This is a genomic window from Desulfosarcina widdelii (assembly GCF_009688965.1).
In the GTDB taxonomy this organism is placed as follows: domain Bacteria; phylum Desulfobacterota; class Desulfobacteria; order Desulfobacterales; family Desulfosarcinaceae; genus Desulfosarcina; species Desulfosarcina widdelii.
Genome location: NZ_AP021875.1, coordinates 3,528,105 through 3,547,599, shown reverse-complemented (window position 1 = coordinate 3,547,599; position 19,495 = coordinate 3,528,105). Strand labels below are relative to the sequence as shown.

At 54.5% G+C, this 19,495-nt stretch carries 15 protein-coding genes; 5 read left to right on the top strand and 10 right to left on the bottom strand.

Features of this window, described 5'->3' with window-relative positions; all coding sequences use genetic code 11:
* Nucleotides 1–38: 38 nt before the first annotated feature.
* Entirely contained in the window at nucleotides 39–839 is an 801-nt protein-coding gene (locus GN111_RS16420) for a class I SAM-dependent methyltransferase (RefSeq protein ID WP_155304783.1), read from the bottom strand.
* Nucleotides 840–963: 124 nt separating this feature from the next.
* On the opposite strand from GN111_RS16420, the gene recD2 reads away from it, so the two are divergent.
* The 4 genes from recD2 (at nucleotide 964) to GN111_RS16400 (ending at nucleotide 7,390) form a co-directional block, all read left to right on the top strand.
* On the top strand, nucleotides 964–3,510 hold the full coding sequence (gene recD2, locus GN111_RS16415; protein WP_231715762.1) for an SF1B family DNA helicase RecD2: 2,547 nt from the start codon (nucleotides 964–966) through the stop codon (nucleotides 3,508–3,510).
* 113 nt (nucleotides 3,511–3,623) lie between these two features.
* Nucleotides 3,624–4,787, top strand: coding sequence for a Fic family protein (locus tag GN111_RS16410; protein WP_155304781.1), 1,164 nt, complete (start codon nucleotides 3,624–3,626; stop codon nucleotides 4,785–4,787).
* 90 nt (nucleotides 4,788–4,877) lie between these two features.
* On the top strand, nucleotides 4,878–6,230 hold the full coding sequence (purB, locus tag GN111_RS16405; protein ID WP_155304780.1) for an adenylosuccinate lyase: 1,353 nt from the start codon (nucleotides 4,878–4,880) through the stop codon (nucleotides 6,228–6,230).
* Between the two features lie 158 nt (nucleotides 6,231–6,388).
* The gene (locus GN111_RS16400; RefSeq protein WP_170302337.1) at nucleotides 6,389–7,390 is read left to right on the top strand and encodes a GNAT family N-acetyltransferase; all 1,002 of its coding nucleotides are present in this window, start codon (nucleotides 6,389–6,391) and stop codon (nucleotides 7,388–7,390) included.
* Nucleotides 7,391–7,429: 39 nt separating this feature from the next.
* Here GN111_RS16400 and GN111_RS16395 read toward each other — a convergent pair whose 3' ends face one another.
* Nucleotides 7,430–7,729 (bottom strand): hypothetical protein, encoded by a 300-nt coding sequence (locus tag GN111_RS16395; RefSeq protein WP_155304778.1) that lies wholly within the window; start codon nucleotides 7,727–7,729, stop codon nucleotides 7,430–7,432.
* 661 nt (nucleotides 7,730–8,390) lie between these two features.
* On the opposite strand from GN111_RS16395, the gene GN111_RS16390 reads away from it, so the two are divergent.
* Nucleotides 8,391–9,974 (top strand): L,D-transpeptidase family protein, encoded by a 1,584-nt coding sequence (locus GN111_RS16390; RefSeq protein ID WP_170302336.1) that lies wholly within the window; start codon nucleotides 8,391–8,393, stop codon nucleotides 9,972–9,974.
* A gap of 12 nt (nucleotides 9,975–9,986) precedes the next feature.
* Here the strand turns inward: GN111_RS16390 and GN111_RS16385 are convergent, their stop codons facing one another.
* From GN111_RS16385 to GN111_RS16355, 8 genes are all read right to left on the bottom strand, one after another.
* Nucleotides 9,987–11,510 carry an RNA-binding domain-containing protein gene (locus GN111_RS16385; protein WP_170302335.1) on the bottom strand — a complete coding sequence of 508 codons (1,524 nt, stop codon included), beginning with the start codon at nucleotides 11,508–11,510 and terminating at the stop codon, nucleotides 9,987–9,989.
* A 141-nt stretch (nucleotides 11,511–11,651) separates the two neighbouring features.
* Nucleotides 11,652–12,518 (bottom strand): alpha/beta hydrolase, encoded by an 867-nt coding sequence (locus GN111_RS16380; protein ID WP_155304775.1) that lies wholly within the window; start codon nucleotides 12,516–12,518, stop codon nucleotides 11,652–11,654.
* A 38-nt stretch (nucleotides 12,519–12,556) separates the two neighbouring features.
* Nucleotides 12,557–13,120, bottom strand: a complete 564-nt coding sequence (locus tag GN111_RS33400) for a L,D-transpeptidase family protein (RefSeq protein WP_170302334.1) — start codon at nucleotides 13,118–13,120, stop codon at nucleotides 12,557–12,559.
* Complete coding sequence (locus GN111_RS33395; RefSeq protein WP_170302333.1) at nucleotides 13,120–15,507, bottom strand: hypothetical protein; 2,388 nt, start codon at nucleotides 15,505–15,507, stop codon at nucleotides 13,120–13,122. Before GN111_RS33395 ends, GN111_RS33400 begins: the two co-directional genes overlap by 1 nt.
* A 110-nt stretch (nucleotides 15,508–15,617) precedes the next feature.
* The gene (locus GN111_RS16370) at nucleotides 15,618–16,892 is read right to left on the bottom strand and encodes a dicarboxylate/amino acid:cation symporter (RefSeq protein WP_197740569.1); all 1,275 of its coding nucleotides are present in this window, start codon (nucleotides 16,890–16,892) and stop codon (nucleotides 15,618–15,620) included.
* A 63-nt stretch (nucleotides 16,893–16,955) separates the two neighbouring features.
* Entirely contained in the window at nucleotides 16,956–17,198 is a 243-nt protein-coding gene (locus GN111_RS16365) for a hypothetical protein (RefSeq protein ID WP_155304773.1), read from the bottom strand.
* A 94-nt stretch (nucleotides 17,199–17,292) separates the two neighbouring features.
* Nucleotides 17,293–18,063 carry a BamA/TamA family outer membrane protein gene (locus tag GN111_RS16360; RefSeq protein ID WP_155304772.1) on the bottom strand — a complete coding sequence of 257 codons (771 nt, stop codon included), beginning with the start codon at nucleotides 18,061–18,063 and terminating at the stop codon, nucleotides 17,293–17,295.
* A 45-nt stretch (nucleotides 18,064–18,108) separates the two neighbouring features.
* Complete coding sequence (locus GN111_RS16355) at nucleotides 18,109–19,401, bottom strand: serine hydrolase domain-containing protein (RefSeq protein ID WP_197740568.1); 1,293 nt, start codon at nucleotides 19,399–19,401, stop codon at nucleotides 18,109–18,111.
* Nucleotides 19,402–19,495 lie beyond the last annotated feature (94 nt).

Here is a 19,495-nt window from a genome sequence, read left to right as displayed (position 1 = left end):
ATCTTCCATTGAAACAATTTTACGAACCGGCTTTTTCCTTACCGCGGGGTATTGCCGAAGCCTCTGGATGGAGCCATCCCGGAGCATCCGGCCGCACCGGCGGCGACGCCGCGGACATTTTTGGGCTGGTAGCGGATGGCCAGAGGACGGGTGCGGAAACGGGGGACCAGGGTCACCACGATGCCGGCGAAGGTCCCGAAAGGAAAGCGTTGGACCAGTTGAGACCCCTCGATGTTTTTCATCCAGCCTGCCCAGGGGCCCGGAAACTGGCAGACGGTTCGCCAGCACACCGGCACCGGTCCCATCAGCTTGCGGACCATGCTCTTGATTTCCCAGACACTGAAAAAGGTAGCTCGATTGTAGATGGTCGGCGTGAAGATGCCCTTTACCCGCCGGCCGATGCCCGTAAGGGCGTAACGGTTGAGAAAGCCGATGAAAACCCGGTCTTTGGCCACCCGAAAGGCTTCTTCCAAAGCTTTGAAAGGATCGTCCACGAATTCCAGGGTGGTGAACAGGCAGGCGTGGTTGAACGAATTGTCGTCAAAGGGAAGGTCCTCGGCATATCCCCGGTACAGTGAAACGCGTTCGCCCTGATTTTGTGCGAGGATGTCCAGCATGTAAGGGGAAGGATCGATGCCGGTAACATCGAGACCTCTTTCCAGCAAGGGCTCGATGGAGGCCCCGGTGCCGCAGCCGATGTCCAGCACGGACTCGCCGGCGACCGGATCGAGCATGCCCAGCATGAGGCGGCTTTCTAAGTCGGCAGCGAACCTGTTTCTACGCTTCAGGAACCACTCGTTGTAGTGGGTGGCATCTCTAAAATCGAAAACATGGCCCATGGCAAAACCGTATAGTCAGTTCCAGCGGGTTAATCAAGTAACTGTTGTGCATATAATATATTTCTTGGCCGTCGGGTTGCAAGCAGATTGTCAATGGCCTAGAATTGGTTGAATGCACATGCCAATGGATTCCAATTCGAAAACCGGGAAAATTATAGAACAGCTGAGGGGCATTGTGGACCGGGTCACCTATCACAATGCCGACAACGGCTGGTCGGTCCTGCGTGTGCGGCCACTGGCCGACCCCCACCAGCAGGAGACCGTTACGGTTCACCAAACAAAGGTCTTTGCCGGAGCCACCATGGAATTCCATGGCGCGTGGACCGTGCACCCGAAGTTCGGCCGCCAGTTCAAGGCCATCAAGGCCGTTGAAAAAAGACCCGCCACTGCCGCAGCATTGGAGAAATACCTTGGCTCCGGACTTATTAAAGGGGTCGGTCCGAAGACGGCAAAGAAAATCGTAAAATATTTCGGCAGCGACACGCTCGACGTGTTTGAAAACGAGATCGAACGCCTCACCGAGATTACCGGGATTGCCCAAAAAAAACTGGCGATGATCAGACAGGCTTGGGTTGAGCACCGGGCCATCCGAAATGTGATGATGTTTCTGCAGTCCCACGGCATCAGCACGCTTTTCGCTGTGAGGATCTACAAGGAATACGGTGACGATGCCATTGAAACCGTCAACGAGGACCCCTACCGGCTGGCCCGGGATTTTTATGGCATCGGCTTCTTTTCGGCGGACAAGGTCGCCTTGAGTATCGGTCTTGCAACCGACAGCCCCCAAAGAATCATGGCCGGCATCAATCACGTCCTGGCCGCCAGCAGGGAGTTCGGCCATTGCTATCTGAGGCGGTCGCAAATTACCGCTCAAGTGAATGAGCTGCTCGGGTTGCGGCTTGACGATCGGATACCCGACTACCTCGGCCAGATGCAGAAAGACGGCCTTGTCATGGCCCGTGAATTGCCCGTTTTGGATGAAGGCGTCGAAACCTGCTATTATTCCAGAACCCTTTATTTCGACGAACGGTACGTCGCCAGAAGGGTTTCCGATGCGACCGATTCGCCGCAGGTAGATCATGAGCGCGTCGAAGACTGGCTCAACCGGTACTGCGAAGCAAAACAATTTCGCTTGAGTGATGAGCAGTTGGAAGCCATCAGGGGCATCGTATCCGAGAAATTTTCCGTGCTGACCGGCGGTCCCGGATGCGGGAAAACGACGGCAACCCTGGTCCTCGTCAAATTGCTCGAGGCGATGCGCAAGAAAATCCTGCTTGCCGCCCCGACAGGCCGGGCGGCGCAACGAATGATGGATGTCATCGGGAGAGAGTCGAAAACCGTCCATCGATTGCTGGAGTGGCAGATCGGCAATTTCAAAAGGAACGAGGAGCATCCGCTCGATGTGGATTTTATCGTCATCGACGAATGCTCCATGCTGGACATCAGCCTCGCCGCATCCCTGCTGAAAGCCATTCCGCAGAAGAGCCAGATCCTTTTTATCGGTGACGCCGACCAGCTTCCATCGGTCGGAGCCGGCAACGTCCTTCGCGATATTATTGCCTCCGGAGTTGTTCGCTGCTTCGAACTCAAAACCGTTTTCCGGCAGGCCCGGGAATCTTTCATCATCCAATATGCCCACCAGATCAACCACGGCGATCTGCCTTACATCGATACGCCCTTTAAAAAGCCCGAGATCTGGCAGCAAAAAGTGGACTGCCTGTTCATGGACTCGGACGAGGCCACGCAGGAGCAGCTCAATTTCATCGCTCGGGTCAAGCGATTCTACGATTCTCGGGCTCCGGAACAGGACGCCACGGCAGACCCGGCCGAAAACCCTTACGAGTTCAGAATTCATGAGGTGGTCACCCCTTACGAGACGGAACTGATCGTCCCGAAAAAATTCCAGCATGTGGACCTGAGAAACGTCGTCGAGGCCGAAGGCGATGTCGAGGAACTGTTGTCCGTTCTGAAAAAGGTTCACCCCTGGTCGTCGCTGCATTACGGCCTGTCGGCATCCGAAGTGGTGCGGAAGCTCTATCTGGAATGGATCCCCAAATATTTCGGGGAAAATACCGAGATCCAGATTCTCTCGCCCATGACCCGGGGCAGCCTGGGTACAGTCAATCTGAACCGGACCATCCAGGAATCGGCCAATCCCGCCCGGACGGGCAAACACGAACTGACGGTAGGCGAGCGGGTTTTCAGGGTCGGCGACCGGGTGATTCACCGCCGGAACAATTATGACCTGAACGTATTCAACGGCGATATCGGGAATATTCGCGATATCGATACCGAGAACCTGACACTGTCGGTCTCCTTTTACCCGGATGGCCGGGTCGTGGAATACAGCCGCGACGCCATCCCCGAGTTGGATCTGGCCTACGCCATTACCATCCATAAGTCCCAGGGCAGCGAATTCGAGGTGGTGATACTGCCGGTGCTGACCCAGCATTTCAAAATGCTTTTCAGAAACCTGCTTTATACTGGCTTGACGCGCGCCCGCCGGCTGGCCGTGTTGGTGGGCACCCGCAAGGCCATGGCCATGGCGGTGCGCAACCGTGACACGAGCCGACGGCAGACTGCGCTTCGGGAGTTGCTGGTGGGACTGAGGTCGGAGGACAGAGGACAGAGGACGGAAGATGGAAGATGGAGGTCGGATGATGAAGATTGAAAACAACAATTGGGGCAGGAAGCGGTTGCTTTTTTAATATAGGGGTACTATTTTAGAATAAACCTATAAAGTAAAATAATGAAAAATCTTATTTTAAGTTCAAAACGAATCGGATGAAACGCGCGCTTCAAGGAAAATATGTGACGATTTCGACTGCGGGGGAGAAAGCGCAGGCGTTTGTTCCCAAGCCGCTGCCTCCTCGTCCGCCGATTCGCTGGGCACCGGAATTGCACGGGAAGTTCGATCGGGCATTAATGGATCTCGGGCGATTGGACAGCGTTTCCACGCTGCTTCCGGAAACATCTTTATTCCTTTACATGTACGTCCGCAAGGAAGCGGTTCTTTCCTCCATGATCGAAGGAACTCAGTCGTCGCTTTCGGACCTGCTGCTTTTCGAACTCGATCAAGAGCCCGGTGTGCCGCTGGACGATGTCCGCGAAGTGAGCAACTATGTCGCAGCCCTCCAATATGGTCTGAAACGGTTGAAAGACGGAATGCCTTTGTCTCAACGATTGTTTCGAGAAATTCACGCCGTGTTGCTAAACAAGGCAAGAGGACGCCACCAAGCTCCGGGTGAATTTCGAAAAAGCCAAAACTGGATCGGCGGTACGCGACCCGGCAATGCAGCCTTTGTTCCACCGCCGGCCGAACAAGTACCGAAGTGCATGAGCAAACTCGAATTGTTTTTACACGACAAGCCCGAACCGACCCCGGTGCTGGTAAAGGCTGCCCTATCCCATGTACAGTTCGAAACGATCCATCCTTTCCTGGATGGCAACGGACGACTTGGACGCCTGCTGATCACTCTGTTGTTATGCGAACAGAAGGTGCTGCGGGAACCCATGCTGTACCTTAGCCTTTATTTCAAATCCCATCGCCAACATTACTATGAATTGCTCGATAATATTCGACGAACCGGGGATTGGGAATCCTGGATGGATTTTTTTGCCGAGGCCGTGATTGTTACTGCCAACCAGGCCGTCGAGACCGCAAAGCAACTCCTCGCTCTTTCAAAACAGGATCGGGAAAAGATAAACGGTCTTGGTCGTGCAGAGGCGTCTACGCTAAAGGTTCACAAAGCACTGATGGAGCATCCCATCGCCACATCCGGTTGGTTGGTGGAAGAAACCGGTATCACGCCCGCGACGGTGAATAAAGCGCTCAGCCATCTGGAACGGGTTGGCATCGTAAAAGAACTTACCGCCAAGAAACGCAATCGACTCTTCAGTTATGCCAAATACGTGGAGATTTTGAATTTCGGCGCGGAGGTAGCCTGACAGCACAATTATTTTTCGTCGTTTTCCAATCATTATTTTGATATGCAGATACCGGCTGTTTTACGATTCCGTTAACCCAGAGGAGCAACCATGACCCTGACCCCCCTGACCGCCGTATCTCCGGTGGACGGCCGCTACCGAAGGGCCACCGAGCCGCTGGCCGACTACTTCAGCGAAGGCGCCCTGATCCGCTACCGGGTGCGGGTGGAGATCGAATACTTCATCGCCCTGTGCCAGCTTCCCCTGCCCCAATTGGCCAAGGTCGATCCGGCGGCGTTCGATCCGCTGCGGGAGATCTGGCGGACATTCTCAATGACCGACGCGGCCCGGATCAAGGAGATCGAAAGGACCACCAACCACGATGTCAAGGCGGTGGAGTACTTCCTGAAAGAGGTCTTCGACCGCCTGAACCTGTCTGCCTATAAAGAATTCATTCACTTTGGCTTGACGTCCCAGGACATCAACAACACAGCCATGCCCCTCTCCCTGAAAGAGGCCTGGCAAACGGTCATGCGGCCGGCCCTGGAGGCAACCGTGGCGGATCTTGCCGCCAAGGCCCAGGTCTGGAAGACGGTGCCCATGCTGGCCCGGACCCACGGCCAGCCCGCTTCGCCCACACGGCTGGGCAAGGAGATTTACGTTTTCGTGGACCGCCTCAAAGAGCAGATGAAACTGCTGGAAGCCGTTCCCTTCGCCGCCAAGTTTGGCGGGGCCACGGGCAATTTCAACGCCCATTTCGTGGCCTATCCCGATGTGGACTGGGTCGCCTTCGGCAACTGCCTGGTCAACGATACATTAGGTCTGCATCGCTCGCAGGTCACCACCCAGATCGAACACTACGATCACCTGGCGGCCTTTTTTGACGGCCTTAAACGCATCAACACCATTTTGCTGGATCTTTGCCGGGATGTGTGGACCTATATTTCCATGGAGTACTTCAAGCAGAAGATCAAAGAGGGCGAGATCGGCTCTTCCGCCATGCCCCACAAGGTCAACCCCATCGACTTCGAAAACGCCGAAGGCAACCTGGGCATCGCCAATGCCGTGCTGGAGCATCTGTCCGCCAAGCTGCCCATCTCCCGGCTGCAGCGGGATCTGACCGATTCGACGGTCAGCCGCAACATCGGTGTGCCGCTGGGCCACAGTCTCATCGCCCTAAAATCCCTCAAGCGAGGATTGGACAAATTGATCCTCAACGAAGAAGCCTTGCAGCAGGATCTGGAGGACAACTGGGCCGTGGTAGCCGAGGGCATCCAGACCATCCTGCGGCGGGAGGGCTACCCCAAGCCTTATGAGGCATTGCTGAAGCTCACCCGCACCCACGCAGCCATCGACCGGGAGGCCATTGCCGCTTTCATCGAAAGTCTGGACGTGTCCCCGGCTGTCCGGGAAGAACTGCTGGCGGTTACTCCGGAGACTTACACCGGCATTCACAACTATTAGCGGCATCGGAAGAAACCCGATATCTTCGCTACGCTTCGTCCCTCGGCACTGCGGAGTACGTTATGGTACGCCTCGCTCCTCGGGACTCGCGAGCCTTGATCTCGGGCTTCTTTCGATGCCGCCTGAAATACGGCATAGCGCAAAATAGCAATTCATCCATGCCCAAACTCTACCTCAAAGAATACGGACGTGCCATCGCCGGCAAGCAGGTTTTCATCGCCTGCCGGGAAGGCATCCTGCGCGACCACTTTCAGGAGATCATCGCCGACATCAAATTTCTCGTGCGCCATGGGGCGCACACCACCCTGCTGCACAACCTGCCCAACCGCTTCGCCAACCGCCAGTGGATCATCCGGCTGGAGCAGCGGCTGGCTACCACCGACATTGTCCGCATATCGCCGGAAATCGATTTTTACGAAGCGGTCCTCGACCATCGCCGATCCATGTATAAGGTCATTTTCCTGGAGCGGCACTATCTCATCGATAGCCAGGGAAATAAAATCAACGCGGTGACCACCGGCCGTGCGCGTCAATCGTTCGAGGAGTCCGGGGACCTGATCGCCAATGTCAATTTCAAAGGGGCCATGGAGGCGATCTGCCGCAAGATCGAGGCCGGGGAGTGCGACCGGGTGCACATTCTCCAGGCGGGGAAGAACGCCGTCAAGCACGAGCTGTTTACCGTGGAAGGCTCCGGCAGCCTCATCGCCAACAACTTTGAAGAGCATTTCCGGCAGGTGAACACCGACGAAGACGTGGCCATCGTTCACCGAATTCTCAATATGTACAAACGCTCCGGGTTTCTAAAGCCCCGCAGCAAGGCATACCTGAGCAAAAACCGCCATGCTTTTTACGTTACTGCCATCGACGGTATCGTAGTAGGGTGCGTGGAGAAGAAGATCATCGATGAGAAAACCGTGGAGATGGGCGCGCTGGCCATTTCCACCCGCTTCCGCAACCAGCGGGTGGGCGTGTACACGGTGAAATGCTTTTTTGCCGAAATGAAGGCTCAGGGGTATACGCGCCTGATCTCCCTGACCAACAATCCCCGTCTGGAGGCGCTATATCAGCACCTGGGTTTCGTTCAGGAAAGCCGACCGGAATATAAGCCGCGCCAGGCCCTGAGCCCGGATGTAAAGATGTATTTCAGGCAGATCGGGTAAAGTTTTTAGACATCTCCCCAATCAATACGCCGTTTCCTATCAGGCCAGACCGATCAGTTTGAGAGATTCCTGGGCTTCGAAATAGACGTTGATCTCGTAAGTATATCCCGGGATCCCGAAATAGGAGACGCAGCGCTGGGTGACATAATCGAGGCCCAGTGCCAGCTTGGATTCGTCCAGATTGAATATCTCTAACGCCTTAATACCCTGATCGGTCCCTTTGATATAGGGCCCCTGCATGCTCAAGTAATCCGGGGGCGGAGCGACCTCTAGAAAGCGTTTTCCCACCTGGCTGGCGCTTTCCTGGGGAAAGCGGATCGAGTTGACGATAACCATCATTCACCTCCTTGTTGCATGGTAATGGATGCCGGATTTGCTGGTATCCTTTGTTGTTTCCATAAGGTTTGGCAGAGGCCTTCAGACGCAGCAGCACGCCTGAAGGCCGCCTATCGGCAATTTGATGGAAGCGCGGTAGATCATTGGGTCACCTTGGAAAAGCAAACTTATGGTCGAATCGGTGCTACCAAATACTGGCAGTCGAAAATAATTGAGCAACGAATATCGGGCGAGGCAAAAACAACTCGGGGCAAGGTGCAACGGTCAAATTCATCAACGGATGGCAATCTAAACTATAGGTTGGATGCTGAAGCTATGTAAACACTAAAAAAGCATCTACATATCCATGATTCAGTTTGAGGGGACTGTCGCATGAGGTGACAGATGGTTTAGTTCTGCCCTTGATTTGCGATTGATCTGTCAATTGTCTTTTGCCTAACAGGATGAAAAGAGCTTGATGGTTTTAAAAAGGACAAATGTTTTTTTTCGGGTGACCATTTTTGCTTTGGGCAAGAACGTGCTAAAACTATATCGGACTTACAGTTTTACTTCAACTCCCTTTCGAGACTACAGATTGATAGCTCTCGCCACAGTTTGTCTGCTGACGCTTGGCAACGCGTATGCTTCGAACAGGACACCGGCGTTTTCGGATCACCTGCGGTCGATGGTTGACAAGCTCCGGATCAACGGCAAGCTGCTGGCTTTGGGTATACAGATCGAGACTAACCGGGTTCTGATCGACATGTATGCCCGGGCGCGCTACCAACCGTTGTGGCAGGAACCATCCACAGTTCGGAAGCTGATTGCCGAGATTGAACAAAGCCGGCTGGATGGGCTGGAGCCGGAAGACTATCATTTTTGTGTTCTATCATCTACCGGATCGAGTACGGAGGCCGGCTCCAACACGCCCAGCGAAACCGCCGAACGCGACCTGGTACTCAGCGACGCGTTGATCCGCCTGTCGTTTCACCTGTACTACGGCAAAGTCGATCCACGCGCTCAGAATTCGCGTTGGCCGCTTCCGGCCTATATCGGCAAACAAAAGGCAGCCGCACTCCTGATCCGGCAGATCACCACTGGGCGGATCGATGCGTTCATCGACAGAATGCGCCCCCGCCACCCGTTATATCGCCGTTTGGTGACGGCCCTTTCCCGATATTATCGCGTCGCCGATGAAGGCGGATGGCCCGAGATCCCAGCAGGGCCGCTAATCGAAAGAGGCGACCGTGACCCGCGGGTCCTTCTGATCAGACAGCGCCTTATGGCCACAGGCGATTTGTCGCTCACATCCGTTGACCACGCAGACTTTTTTGACGAAGACCTTGTGAATGCAACCGCCAGGTTTCAGGATCGGCATCGTATCGATACGTTTTCACCGGGAAGCGACGATTGCTATGGCGCTGTCGGTGAGGATACCCGCGAGCAGATGAATGTTCCCGTGACGCATCGCATTGACCAGATCCGGGTCAATTTAGAGCGGGCCAGATGGGTCCTCCACCACCTTCCCTCAACGTACCTGATCGCCGACATCGCGGATTTCAGCGTGGTCCTGGTCCAAGAAGATCAGGTTGTGTGGCGCACGCGGGCGCAAGTGGGAGACGCTTACCGCAAGACCCCGGTGTTTCGATCAAAGATCAGGTACATGGAAATCAATCCCTCATGGACGGTGCCGCCGGGAATTCTCGATAGCAGCCTGCTTCCCGGGTTGGGAAAAAATCCCTATGGGAAACTGCTTGAACGCTATGTTGTTTATGACCGCAATGGAAAGCCCGTTGGTGATCCGGCCAAAATCCCCTGGGACCAATACACGGGCAGGACACTGCCTTACCGATTGGTCCAGCGGCCCGGGCCGGACAATCCCATGGGCCAGATCAAGTTCATTTTTCCCAACCCCGATTTCGTATTTATCCACGATACGCCCAATCGCGATTTTTTCGATCTGGAAAGGCGGGACTTAAGTGCCGGATGCATCCGCATTGAAAAACCCTTCGAACTGGCCGTAATTCTCATGCGGCTCGACGGTCAAGAAGGAGAAAATCGCTTTCAGACACTTTTAGGCTCCGGTCTTACGGAGCGGATCAACCTGAACGATCCTTTTCCGGTCATATTGTTCTACGGTACGGTGTCGGTGGATGCAAAGGGTGAGGTTGCATTTCGCCCGGACATTTATGAACGGGACAAAGACTTGTTGGAATCTCTCAACGCACCGGCGGGCTTGTGGAGAAAAACTGCACGTCAAGTTCCCTGAATAAGCTACTAATCAGCTTTTGTTCTTGATATAGGCCATGATTTTACTGACGGGCAGCGCGTCGCTGGAAGGTCCGCTACGGATGTAGAATTCTTCGGATTTGGCCGTCTTCAGGTAAACCGGCTCGACAGAACGGCTGCACGAGACAACGCCGATTAGACTGCCGTCAACCCTGACGAGATCGAAGCGCAGATATTTATACAGTTCGGCTCCGATGTGTTGGTTGATAAGGTTCTTGAAATGCAGCCGGCATTTGTCGTCACTGGCAAAACCATCTGCGTCCAGGCCCTTGATCATACCGTCATCTGATACACCGAGCAACAGCGTGCCGCCATCCGTGTTCATAAAGGCCGCTACGGCCTTGAGCCAGGCGACTTCGATCTCCTTGCCCGGTTTCTGGGTATGCAGATTCATGCGCATAGTGGACTTGAACTCGATCGTGCGTCCTTCACCTTTGGCGATCAATCGTCGAATACTTTCCTCAGGATTCCGGTAATCGTATCGGTCTTTGGGCGGTTCGAAAGACCGGCCGTATCGGCGGACCATTAAAAATGCCAGTGCGCCGGCCAACGAAACGATCACCGCACCGATGGCCCAGATCCCTGTGCGCCTCTGGCTGACACCTCCGATAATGTCCGATTCCGGCACCATAACACCCACCCAGATGCTGCGATTGGGGCTGTTGATCGCCTGAAAACCGTACCACCACGTCCTCCCCTCGTGCTTAATGAAGAAAACCTCCTCGGATGGCAGATGACGTCCCTCCCAGGATTCGGCCACTTTCCGGATCAGCGGATCGTTGACCTCGCTAAAAGATGAAAAATCGGGATCGTGGTTGCCGTTTCCGGGAATATAGATCTGGGCGTCGTTTCTGAAAACGAAGACTCGGCTGTGCTTGGTCGGGCCCATGCGCTGGATTTCATTAAACAGGTCATCCAGCAGAATATCCAACGCCACCACGACCCTATCATTGCCGGCATCAGCCTCCCGAGCAATCGAGGCAGTGATGCCCACCACTTTGCGATTGAAAAAAATGTAGGGCTGCGTCCAGAATACGCCTTGGATCGACAGGGCTGGGGAAAACCATGGCCTGTTGCGCGGGTCATAGGTGGTCGGTTGCGTTTCTTCTGAAACCTTCTGATGGGAAGCATCCCAATAAGATAGCACGGATTGGCGCTGTCCCCCGATATCCTCGATCATTCTTTCTCGCCAGCCGTTGCCGTGAGCGGTCAGATAGTAGCTTTTTCCCAGCGTGTCAGCCACCGAAATACCGTATAGGATACGCTCGCGCTTTAGCAGGGGGAAGAGCAGGTCGTTGATTGCACTCGTTCGATTTAACGACAGCTTGCCTGAATCGATCCAGTCCCCGGTCAGTTCAAGTGACTGGGTTATGGAATCGACCATGGCCTCGAACTGACGCACTGCACTCACAATGGCATTGTCGATGGTTTTTTGAGCGATATCCTCCCGTGCACGGGAGGAGAAAAATACCACTGATCCGATGACAGTCGCAGAGAGCAGCAAAAATACCAGCAAGAGGTCTCTGGCAAATTGCCACCGTTTTATCTGGGGAATGTGCATTATGAAGATACTCTTTTCGAGGCCGGTGAAAAATATGGATTTTGTTCAAACCTGTCACATGCCGTTTTTATCCCAAGTTCAGTAAAGGGTGTCACCCTAGATACCGGCCGGACGGTTATGCTGGCGGTACACAAAGTCTCTCATTATCTCCAAGGCATGGTCAGTTTCCGTACCTGGCTTGCTGGCAAATCCGTGGGGCATGTCCGGGAACCACGCTAGTTCGATCATCCCGCCTGCTTTGCGGTAGGCGTCAACGAAACGGTCTACTGCGTCCAATGGCACGTTGTTGTCGGCCGTACCCTGGATGATCATCACCGGAGGCAGATCAAGCGATTCACCACGCTCCAGGGCGCGCAGCGGATTGCCCTCCTGCATGGCTTCCTGGTTCAAAAAATAAGCGTCGGTCGCCTCGACTAGAAATTCACGCTGATTTTCTTTCGAAAATAAATATCTTCCGTGGGGATCCAGCACGGGCCAGGCAGCAATAAGATAGGATAGGCGTGCATCTGGTGCTTCTTCGCCTGGAAGATCAAGTTCCTGATAGCGGGCGTCGTCAGGGCGCATGGCGCTGAGTAGCAGCGAATGCCCGCCACTGGATGTGCCGAGCCCGCCGATGCCATTGGAGGAGGCATTGAAGTCTCCCGCATGGGCCTTTACCCATCGTGTGGCATAATTTACATCGGCGACCTGAGACGGATAGGTATGCCGCGGTGCCTTTCTGCACTCGACGGCGAAAACGACCAGGCCGCTGGCAGCGAGGTACAGGTCAACCATCTCATTGTCGGTATGACCACCGACAGTCCAGGCACCGCCATGAACGTCCAAAAGGGCAGGCAAGGGGCCCTGTTGTTCCGGTCTATAGATGCGGGCTGGCCAGGTCCCATCCGTACTCTGCCTGTAGGTCACATCGAGGACACGAATGGCCTTGCCACTTTTGGGTTCATGTATCATCCTTTGCGACATAGGCGATTTCCTCCCATGTTTAGAGCCACGGGTATGCGCTATGGATAAATCTCGATCGGCGTGCCATCGTCCACTGCCTGCCAGACAATATCCATATCCTTGTTTTTTAGTGCGATACAACCATCGGTCCAATCCTGTCCCTCATATTTTTCAGGATTGGTTTTGGCTTCAGGCGGGTAACCGTGGACCATGATCATACCCCCTGGATCAACGCCCTCGGCGGCTGACTGCCGTTTGTCCTTGGGGCTTGGATAGGAAATGTGCAGAGATTTATAAAAACGGCTGTCAGGGTTTCGCCAATCGATTGTGTATCGGCCTTCCGGAGTGCGCCAATCCCCCTCCTCCAGTTTGTCTCCTTCTGGGGCGCCTCCCAAAACGATGTCGAAAACGGACAGAACCCGGTCCCCTTGCATCAGCATGAGAATTCGTTCTTCCTTTTTCACGACTACCCGGTCAGCTTTTTGAACAGATGAACGGGTAGCATCAGATAATGACGATGCTTCCTGTGACCAGCCGTTCGTTGCGACAAGGGTTAAGATGGGTACGATGATCGACAGCAGAACTGCAGAAATCCATATTTTTTTTAGCCAGTTCCCGATCATCAACCCCTGCGCCGGTTTCCCTGCCGCTGAACGTTTCTGCCGCCGGAATTCCTTTGCCGGTTCTGGTGGTACTGATTGGTTCGCTGGTTCCCGCGGTCTCTGGAACGCTGCTGCTGTTCCAAAGAACGGCGCTGGTTGTTCTGAGATGGTTGTTGTGGCCTTGACGGCTGTTGTTGAACATTCCGGGATGGTCTTTCGCCGGTTTGCCGATTTTCTCCGGAAGAAGGCCGGGTCGGCTGTTGCGCCGGGCGTTGACCCGAACCGGCGGGCGGCGTTGCAGGCTTCTGGTCCGACCCGGAAGGACGCTGCTCCGGTTTCTGCGATGGGGCGGACGGTCGGTTTTCCGTCGGCCGTTTCCATTGGTCGCCCTGGCGCTGTTCCCATCCGTCCTTGCCTTTCCGATACACATTGCCCTGTCGATCCGTATAGACATCGTTGGGCAGCGTGGCCGGTTTGCCGGCCTGTTGTTTGGTCTTACGATCCGCTGTGGCCGGGCGACCGCTGTCGCCGGCCGACTGACCGGGGCGCTTGTCATACAGATTGCCGCTGGCCGGTCGATTACACGGTCGTTGGCCGGCCGGCAGTTGGACGGGTTTTCCCCCGCCCGGCGGCTTGGCTATGGGTGGTTTGGCCACCGGAGGCCTGTTCCCCGGAGGACGATGTCCTGGCGGTCGCTGAGGTGGAGGACGATGGTGGGGCGGCCGGTAGTAAGGGGGCCGGTAGCGTGGCGGTCCCCACCATCCTCCGTAGCGTGGCGGTCCCCAGGCATACCCGAAATGGAAACTGAAGGGGCCATGATAAAAGGAATACCCGAAACTCCAGCCGTAATACGTGCTGTAATGGACGCTGAATCCATAGGTAAACGGCCTCGGATAGTAGTAATGCCGATGCCAGGGACGATAGTAATATCCGGTGCCGTAAACGACGACACCGTGATGAATGTAACAGCCCATATAACCGGGCGTATACCCCACATAGACAACTTCCGGCGTCGAATCGTAGACGTAAACGTATTTGATATGATTCACCGGCGAGGATGGTGGGATGTCCTGAACCTCGGCCGGAACGGAATCGGCCACAGCCCAGGGACCCTTGGCCGAAGAGGCCACAAACCAGATTCCGTTGTCCACGGCGTAGTACTTCCTTTTAACCCGGACTACGGGGATGGCCGTATTGATAGCGTAATCGATTTCGGTACCCTTGATGGCTTCAAATTCAGGGTCCCCGTCATATTCCACGGTCAGTTTCGCTTCCGAGCGCTGGACGGTGGCTGTTTCCGGAATCTGGGCGTCCATCACGGCATCCAGGGCTTCGTCGGTTCCGGGAACGCTGGCCCGCAGATCCCCTTTTTCCGAATCGGCGGGGATCTCGGCGAATGCTTCCGGCAATCGATCCGGCGGCACATACGACCAGGAACCGTTCAGCTTCCCGGCCCTGTACCAGCGCCCGGAAAGCAGCAGGTAGTATTTCCCCGTATCGACCTCGTACAGAAGGTCGTTGTCTGTGTTCTCCACGTACATCAGGTTGTTGCCGGCAAATGGAATGAACTGGGGCTCTCCGTCGATGGCCAGGATCTCCGTGGGCTCCGTGGCGCCGAACACGACCGTGCCGGCGGTGACGGACGATTCCGCCTCCTCATCGTCGGAAGCCTCTCTCTCCAACGCGGCCACATCCGCCGGCGGATTGTTCGTCTCCTCCCATTGACCCGATACATTTTTAGACCGGTACCAGGTTTCCTTGCCGATCAGATAATAGGTTTTGTCCGTTTTCCGGAAAACCATGGGAAACGGGGTATTGATCACGGCCATCAATTCCGTTTTTTCGATGGGCTTCAATATCGGCTGGCCATCCACCAGGACCAGGGCCGCAGGCTTGTTTACATAAAGAATTTTAGGCGGTGTGTTGTTCAGGGCCTGTTCGGTTTTCACTCGTTCTTCTTCCATCTCCAGCCCGGCGACAAGCTGATCGATGGAGAGCACGATATCCCATTTCGGAATCTCCCGTTTGAGGACATCGGCAAACCATTTTTCTTTTTCGGGGGTGCTGTTGGGAAAACGGGATCGCACATTTTTGATAGCAAGCAGGTGGACGGTGCGTTCGTCTCGCAGGGTTTCGATCAGTGCCTCCAGCCAGACGGCACCAAATACCGGACCTTCAATTTTTTTTCCTTGGACGGAGGCTGCAAAACGGGCATGCACGCGGTTGCCGGAGAAATCCTCCACTTGTGGTTGATAAATGACAATTTTCGCCTGGGGCGTTTCAATAACACGCGGCCATTTCAATTCCGAAGGCACGGATGCCTCATCCTCCGTTTGGGCATGAATGGGCATGGCGAGACAACAAACGACCACGAAAAGGACCGGCAGGTGTTTCCATACTTTTTTCATTCAAAAACCTTGATAGTTACAGGGGAATCAGACAGCAAGAAAGAAAAAATGAATGATTTCCCACAGATGTACTCAAATGCCCGGGAATTGTCAATTGCCCAACGATCCGGCTACTTTTCGATATTTTTAAGCAGGCGATTCATGACAACGCTGGCCGTAAGATCACCGGAGACGTTCACGGTCGTGCGGGTCATGTCCAGAATACGATCCACACCGATGATCAGGGCAATGCCCGAAGGTGGAATCCCGATTCCCTGAAGAATGGTCGCCAGGATGACGATGCCGACCCCCGGTGTGCTCGGCGTCCCGATGGAGGCGCCCACGGTGGTGATGATCACGGCCACCAGCGTTGCCGGACCCATTGCCACGCCGTATACCTGGCTGAGAAACACCGTCGCGCAAACTTGGTAGAGTGCCGTACCATCCATGTTGATGGTGGCACCCAGCGGGATGATAAATCGTGCGATCGGCCCATCCACCTTCAACCGTTCTTCGGCGGTGGTCATGGCCAGGGGAATGGTTGCTGCCGAACTGGACGTGGAGAATGCCAGCAACTGAACGCTTCCGATATTTTTCAAAAATTCGAGGGGAGACATTCTCCCCAAGGCCCAGACGATGAAAAGGTAAAGAAACAGCAGCAAAAGCAGGCCAAGCACTACGGCTCCCATGTATGCGGCCATGCCGACAATGGCCCCGACCCCCACCCGCATGGTGATGTTACAGATCAGGGCAAAGACGGCAATGGGGGCCAGTTTCATGGCCCATTCGATGATCTTCATCGAGATATCCTGGACGGCGCCGATGAATTCGAACATCGGCTTCATTCGATCCGGCGCAACGGCCACCATGGCCATGCCAATGAAAAGCGCCAGGATCACCGTGGCCAGCATGTCCTGATTCAACGCGGATTTGATGTAGTTCGTAGGGATCAAATCGATCAGCCGATCGGTGAGATGCTGCTCTTCCACGGTTTCTACAACGGGCGTATCGACTTCCGGGCTGTTTTCCATCACATCGGCGATCAGGGTCGAATCGATGTAATTGCCGGGTTGGATTACCAGCGCCGTACCGGCGCCGATGGCCGTCGCCGCCATCGTCGTGGCGACGAAATAGGGAAATATTCTCATAGAAACTCTTTTGAGAAAATTGATGTCTTCCGACGAAGTGATGCCCAGTATGATGGAGGATAGTACCAGGGGAATGACTACCATTTTGATCATGGCGAGGAACAGATTGCCGGGAAGGGCGATCCAGGGGGCAACGTGCTCGACCACTGTTTCCGATAGCACCCCTAAGCCAAAGGGCGAGAGAACCAGGCCGACAATCAATCCCATCACCATCGCCGTCATCACCTGAAACCAAAGCTCTTTGTACAGATTTTTCATGATCTCCTTTCTGGATTTTATGATTTTGCGCGAGCTGACGGACAGATCATCCGTGTAAACGGATCAGAATGCCTGACCGAAACGCATATAAAAGCCGTTGTTGCCCGATTCCCCGAAAGCAAAGTCAAATGTCATTGTTATCTGCTCCGCCTCTTTTAACATGATCTGTCCACCCACACCGATGGAAGGATACAGGTTGTCAGAGTCAAAAGCATTCAAACCGTCACCATAGAGAGAGGCCAGACCGGCAAAGACATTGAGGCCGAAGCGGCCTTTAAGATGCAGTCGCTCTTCGATTTCAATCATGGTTGAATGCGGTGCCAGGTATTGCCCGCGAGTATAGCCCCTCAGATAAACGCTGGAATAACCCCCGGGGCTGGCGTCCGATGTCCAGCGACCCTCAGCCCTGTAGGCCAAGCACATGACCGTTGCCATGAGGCAGGTAGTGGCGGTACTTCATGGTATAGACATCAAAATTTTCCTCACCTCCCAGAGCTTCCCTGTAAGCGAAATTTTCGAGGTTCAACCGAATGCCTTCGCTGGGGGAGTTCTGATTGTTCCGGCTATCGTACATGGCGATCAGACCGAGGGCGACCGAATCGAACCCTGTCAGTCCAAGGGAATCCAGTGCATTGTTAACATTGCCGTCTTCCGACGAAATCAGATAATTGGTATATGTTCCCTTTACGCCGGCAAACCATTTACCCTTCACCTTTTGCAGGTAGCGTGCCTGCAAGACCTTCATATTGTCGGTGGTCTGGGCGGGGAGCCCTGAGCCGAGGAAGTCTTCATAGTCATTTTCTATTTTGCCGCCACCCCCGAAAAAGATGAATCGTTTGCTGTCCTGGTCCCAATAGGTACGCAGAAAGACACCCCCCAGCAATGAATCCGTTGTGCTGTAGGTCCCTCCCACACCCAGCATTGAAGACGTGGAATCAGGGTCCAGCTTGAACAGGTAGCCTACCATGCCGCCTGCTGAAGTGCCCACCTTGGGGTCGCTGCTGACCATGGGAACGGCCAGCCAGGGAGAAGATTTGGACTTGGGCTCAGACGCTTTATCATCCGACTGGACTGAAACATCGGTGTCCGGCACGTTGATAGCAGTTTCTTCAGCCATCGCAGGCACTGTAAAGTATACAAACACAAACAGCACTAAAAAAATGAGCCGCATATGGCTATCTCCACTTACCATAGAAAAATATCTTAACATTTCGGATCACTTTTTCCGAAACACCTGTTTTACTATTTCGCGGGCATAGGCGTGCACCCAGATTTCCGCCTTGTAAGCGGAGGAGTACCAGACGACCACCGTGTCGGTTTCGGGCGAAACGTACAGGCACTGGCCGGTGCGTCCTGACTTATAAAGGTCGCCGTCCGGGAAAACCGCGTCCCACTGGTAGGAAGCACCAATATCCGTTCCGCCGAAATCCTTTATAAGACGCTGGCTCATATAGTCCCTGCCGTATGCCTCGCGCTTTGCGGCGGCGTTTGCCTTTTTAAAGTAGTTTTCGGATACAACGCGCTCTTTGGCAACCGTGTTCCAACTGGGCGTAAACAGAATGCCGAAACGCGCCAGGTCGCGCAGGCGGGCGGCGTAGGCTCCGAACGCCATCGGTTCGCCGTCGGCCGAAAGGCCGAGCACACCGTCTCCTTCCATGCCGGCTTTGCTCCATATCCTCTCCGTAATCAGATCCTCAATCGGTTTTCCGGTAACCTTTTCCAGTATAAGCGTGATTACATGAGTGTTGATCGACGAATACTCGAAGGTCTCGCCGGGCTCCAGGCGCTTTTGGGAGGCCTTGACTGCGTATAACAGCGAGACGTCGGCAGGAAGGTTCGGATCACCCCCGATGATGGCATAAAACAGGGTTACCGGATGATCGGGTGCGCTGCCCAGGCGGCTTTCGCTGATATCGAGGCCTGAGCGCTGGTGCAGCGCATCAGCTACCTTGACCCCTTCCCAGGCCGTGTCTTTCAGTTCCGGCAAATAGTACGGCACTGGTTTTTCCAGGTCGATCAATCCTTCTTCGCTGATTATATATCCCAGGGTTCCGTTAAATATCTTTGTCGCCGAAGCCCAGAGGTGATTGTCCCAATCGCGGATGCCAATGTATTTCTCAAAGACCACTTTGCCTTTATGAACAACGGTAATCGCTTTAAACCGAGAGCGCGAGTCGTCCATCATCTCGCGCAGGGTCATGGTTCCCAGGGCTGTGGTGGCCGTGACGTCGGCTATTTCCGGCATCGGTTTCGTTTTGAGCGCGGAAACCGGACCATTGCGGTGTACGATGGCCGACGGCCCGATTTCACTCATCCGCGATGCGGCCCAACTGCCGATATCATTCGCCGTCACCCCCGAATCGGGCAGATATGCCCGGCGGAAGGATTGGCTTTCTTCGGCGGAATAGCCTTTTTTCCAAGTCCAGACCGGCTTCAGCTCCGCAGGAATGGCATAATCCGATTTGGACGCTTTTTCAGCGAACGCAGTGCCCGATAAATCCGCAAACATTACGGCTGCTGCAATCAAAAGTGAAAGCGAAAAGCGAGATTTCATTTTCTACCTTTATAGTATTCTCCGATTATTTTAATGGGAACATTTACAC

Bases quoted from the DNA above. Each gene is read 5' to 3' on its own strand.
- GN111_RS33400 (WP_170302334.1), bottom strand. From the start codon at position 13,120: ATGATCGGGAACTGGCTAAAAAAAATATGGATTTCTGCAGTTCTGCTG.
- GN111_RS16355 (WP_197740568.1), bottom strand. From the start codon at position 19,401: ATGTTTGCGGATTTATCGGGCACTGCGTTCGCTGAAAAAGCGTCCAAA.
- GN111_RS16360 (WP_155304772.1), bottom strand. From the start codon at position 18,063: ATGCGGCTCATTTTTTTAGTGCTGTTTGTGTTTGTATACTTTACAGTG.
- purB (WP_155304780.1), top strand. From the start codon at position 4,878: ATGACCCTGACCCCCCTGACCGCCGTATCTCCGGTGGACGGCCGCTAC.
- recD2 (WP_231715762.1), top strand. From the start codon at position 964: ATGGATTCCAATTCGAAAACCGGGAAAATTATAGAACAGCTGAGGGGC.
- GN111_RS16380 (WP_155304775.1), bottom strand. From the start codon at position 12,518: ATGTCGCAAAGGATGATACATGAACCCAAAAGTGGCAAGGCCATTCGT.
- GN111_RS16400 (WP_170302337.1), top strand. From the start codon at position 6,389: ATGCCCAAACTCTACCTCAAAGAATACGGACGTGCCATCGCCGGCAAG.
- GN111_RS16365 (WP_155304773.1), bottom strand. From the start codon at position 17,198: ATGATTGAAATCGAAGAGCGACTGCATCTTAAAGGCCGCTTCGGCCTC.
- GN111_RS16390 (WP_170302336.1), top strand. From the start codon at position 8,391: ATGGTTGACAAGCTCCGGATCAACGGCAAGCTGCTGGCTTTGGGTATA.
- GN111_RS16370 (WP_197740569.1), bottom strand. From the start codon at position 16,892: ATGAAAAATCTGTACAAAGAGCTTTGGTTTCAGGTGATGACGGCGATG.
- GN111_RS16420 (WP_155304783.1), bottom strand. From the start codon at position 839: ATGGGCCATGTTTTCGATTTTAGAGATGCCACCCACTACAACGAGTGG.
- GN111_RS16395 (WP_155304778.1), bottom strand. From the start codon at position 7,729: ATGATGGTTATCGTCAACTCGATCCGCTTTCCCCAGGAAAGCGCCAGC.
- GN111_RS16410 (WP_155304781.1), top strand. From the start codon at position 3,624: ATGAAACGCGCGCTTCAAGGAAAATATGTGACGATTTCGACTGCGGGG.
- GN111_RS33395 (WP_170302333.1), bottom strand. From the start codon at position 15,507: ATGAAAAAAGTATGGAAACACCTGCCGGTCCTTTTCGTGGTCGTTTGT.